Here is a 3,115-nt window from a genome sequence, read left to right as displayed (position 1 = left end):
TTTTCGGGGGGTGCAAGTTTGTATTTTTTAATGAAGTGTGTTGTAAATTTGTCATATCTGCGGAAACAGCCGCTAAAAGGGTGACGGGGAAAAAGAGAGAAAGTCCGAATAAAAGAAAAGAGATGCCTGCCTTTAAATCTGACACCTCTTTCCCCTTACGTCTTAGTGATTACAGTTTTTAATTCTCTGTTACTTTTATTCTGGTTTTAAGAATTTTTTTTGTAATTTTTCCCGAAGTAAAATCAATAATATCTTTTCTGTCTGCACGAATAATATATGCAGGAGGCTTTTCTCTATGCATGAAAGAAAAAGCAGTGTTGAAATTTAAGACAATAATAATGCTTTCGTCAGGATTTATATCAATTGTATGGCCGTATTTTATTACTGCAGTGATAATTTTATTTTTTAATTGACTAAAATATTCTTTTTTAACTTTTTCTAAAGATTTTTTATCCGGGCTTTTACCGCTTTTTATTGTCATAGGAATATATACATTGGAATTATCATCTTGTTTACTTCCGTATATAAGGGAAAGAGATTTGTTATATGATTCATCCGATGCCGCAGCATTGACATTAAGAAAGAATATTGCACCTAAACCCTTGTAATAGGTTCCGGAAAAGTCGTGGCCGTAACCGCTTACAGACTTTTCGAGTATTTCGTTGAATATGTCAATCTGATTATCTATTTTGAAATATTTTGTACTGCCTTTGCTGAAATGGATGAATTTTTTCCCTGTTATGTTGTGTCCCATATATTTATTTAAATCCGAAATAAGCGCCCAGGCTGTTAAAGATGTACTCTGCTGTTTTTTCGTAAAAGGAGATTTATTCAAATCAATGAGAACAGCAATTTTTTCTCCGCTGAATGAGGGAGTTAATGTTGATGCATACCTCAGCAGGAAATCAGAGACATTTTGTTTGATATCTTTTATGCCTGCCGAATATAAAGAATCTTTTTTCTGTAACCTGTCAATGCTGTTGTTTTTTAAATTTTCAACAACTACTTTCAGGCTGTCCTTGTTTTCCCTTGTCCTGATAAGCTTCTCACGCAGATTACGAAGTTTTTCTACTTCTACTGTAATTTCAGGCTTTGTTACATAGAACAGCCTGTTTCCCGAGGTTTTAAACAAGTATCCGAATCCATTGAGGTAAAAGCCGGTTGTTTTTGAGTCCCATCCCCAGCCTAAGCTTTTGTTATAAATGACCTTATCAAGTACGCCCTCCAAAATGGTAATATCAGAACTGTGTATATTCGTCTGGCACAAAGAGATACCTGTATTCATTAAAAGATATGCAAGAAGCGCTGTTATATATTTTCTATTTATCCTCATGATTTCCTCCGTTTAAGGTTTTTGTTTATCATACTGATATGATGCGAACTGTATCAGATTGCTTAGTACTTCGTTTGTTTTATAGAACTGGCCCTGAGTGGTTTTCTGTAATCCTTGCAATTCATTCCCAAGCACAGCAAGGTCAGTATGCCTTGCCCTGTTGAATTGCTCGGTAATCTGCGCAAGTTTATAATCTGTAATTTTCTGCTGCCGTATTTCACTATCTTCAACCATTCTTGAAATAAGGACAATCAGCTCTTTCTGGTATGATTTTAAAGCCTGTGCAAGTATCTCCTGATTATTGTCGGTTTTTTCCGAATGCAGGCGCATTGATATCTGCCATGTTCCCCTGCTGCCGGATATAGTAGTGTTTGCCGCTGCAAGCAGAATCAAAACGGCAATTGCTGCAGCGGAGAATGATAGGGCAAATTTTTTAGGCCATGCAAGCTCAATAAATGATTCCAAAACTTTTTTGGAAAATGATTCCTTTTTTACAAAAACGTATTTCATTTCAGGTTCCTCGTCTCTCCATTCTGAAAGTACTTTTGAGGTTTTTTTAAGTTCTTCAAGCTCCTGTCTGCAGCGGCTGCATACTTTAAGGTGAGCTCTGAGTTTTTTTTCTCTATCTTTATCAATATCTCCGTATGCAAGGGAGATAAGGTCGTTTGTAAAATCTTTACATTTCATTTATTAAAACCTCCCTGCTGAGTTCTTGCTGTTCCAATACTTTTTTTAAAGTTTTCAAACCGTAGTAAAGGCGTGATTTAACTGTATTTTCCGATGTTTTTGTGATTTCTGCAATTTCAGTAAATTTAAGATTGTGATACTGTTTCATAATTATTACTACTCGCTGGTCTTCCGGCAGTTCCAATAGAGCTTCGCTTAGAATGTTGATTAGTAATTTATTGTCAAATGCCTGTTCAGGTGAAGGTGATTTATCAGAAATCCTGTCTGTGTACATTGAAATACTGTCATCATGTGAGCTGCCTGATACAAAATATGTGCTCCTTGTTTTTCTTCTTTTATATTCGTCCCTGCAGAGATTTACAGCAATTTTAAAAATCCATTGTTTGAATTTTCCAGGATCTTTTATTTTGTGAAGTTTTTCAAAGATCCTTAAAAATAGTATCTGACAGATATCTTTTGCAGTCTCTCTGTTCCCCACATTTCTCAGAACAAAGTTATATACATGGCTTTCCCATCTGTTAACAAGAGTTGTAAATGCATTAATGTCGCCTGAATTGAATTTTTTTACAAGCTCTGCATCTGATATGGTTTTTTCTCTCTGCATACAATAATATGACGCAAATAAATGAAAAAAGTTTGAATTATTTTTCTTGATTTTAAAATATAATTTAATTACAATAGGATTGACCTTTTCTTTAATATATTTTTACTGCAGAATTCATCACATAAAGAGAAGCGTTTCCAAAAGGGGAGAGGCAGACCGGATATTAATAATTTAATATGGGCTTTGCCTTGAGAGAACAGACTATTTATTCCGATTTTATATTTTCAGACCGTTTTGCGGAGGGGGAGAGGTGCGTTCCGATGTGATGGGTTGGATGAGGAATGGGTGTGTGGGAGATAGGAATATGTTAGGCATAAAAGAGTACGGAAATGAATGAAGTCTTAAAAGAAAAATATACACAATTGTTGTTAGCCCACCAAATAAAAGGGATAACAACAATAGGTGGACTTGCAACAAAAAAATGGACAGAAAGTTAAGTTTAAGCAACATTTTTCATTTCCATAAATTGTACAGGTATGAATATCAATACC

3 protein-coding genes are annotated in these 3,115 nt (G+C 35.0%); all 3 read right to left on the bottom strand.

Annotated elements, in window-relative coordinates:
* Positions 1-1,124: 1,124 nt before the first annotated feature.
* Positions 1,125-1,178 carry a hypothetical protein gene (locus J7K93_12420; GenBank protein MCD6117814.1) on the bottom strand — a complete coding sequence of 18 codons (54 nt, stop codon included), beginning with the start codon at positions 1,176-1,178 and terminating at the stop codon, positions 1,125-1,127.
* 167 nt (positions 1,179-1,345) lie between these two features.
* Complete coding sequence (locus J7K93_12415) at positions 1,346-2,020, bottom strand: zf-HC2 domain-containing protein (GenBank protein MCD6117813.1); 675 nt, start codon at positions 2,018-2,020, stop codon at positions 1,346-1,348.
* A complete protein-coding gene (locus J7K93_12410) occupies positions 2,010-2,624 on the bottom strand; it encodes a sigma-70 family RNA polymerase sigma factor (protein ID MCD6117812.1) in 615 nt (204 codons plus the stop codon). Before J7K93_12410 ends, J7K93_12415 begins: the two co-directional genes overlap by 11 nt.
* Between the last annotated feature and the right edge of the window lie 491 nt (positions 2,625-3,115).

This window comes from bacterium (genome assembly GCA_021158245.1).
Taxonomy (GTDB): Bacteria; Zhuqueibacterota; QNDG01; order QNDG01; family QNDG01; genus QNDG01.
Note: the sequence above shows the minus strand (reverse complement) of the source record. Positions and strands in the feature narration are given on the sequence as shown.

Bases quoted from the DNA above. Each gene is read 5' to 3' on its own strand.
- J7K93_12415 (MCD6117813.1), bottom strand. From the start codon at position 2,020: ATGAAATGTAAAGATTTTACAAACGACCTTATCTCCCTTGCATACGGA.
- J7K93_12410 (MCD6117812.1), bottom strand. From the start codon at position 2,624: ATGCAGAGAGAAAAAACCATATCAGATGCAGAGCTTGTAAAAAAATTC.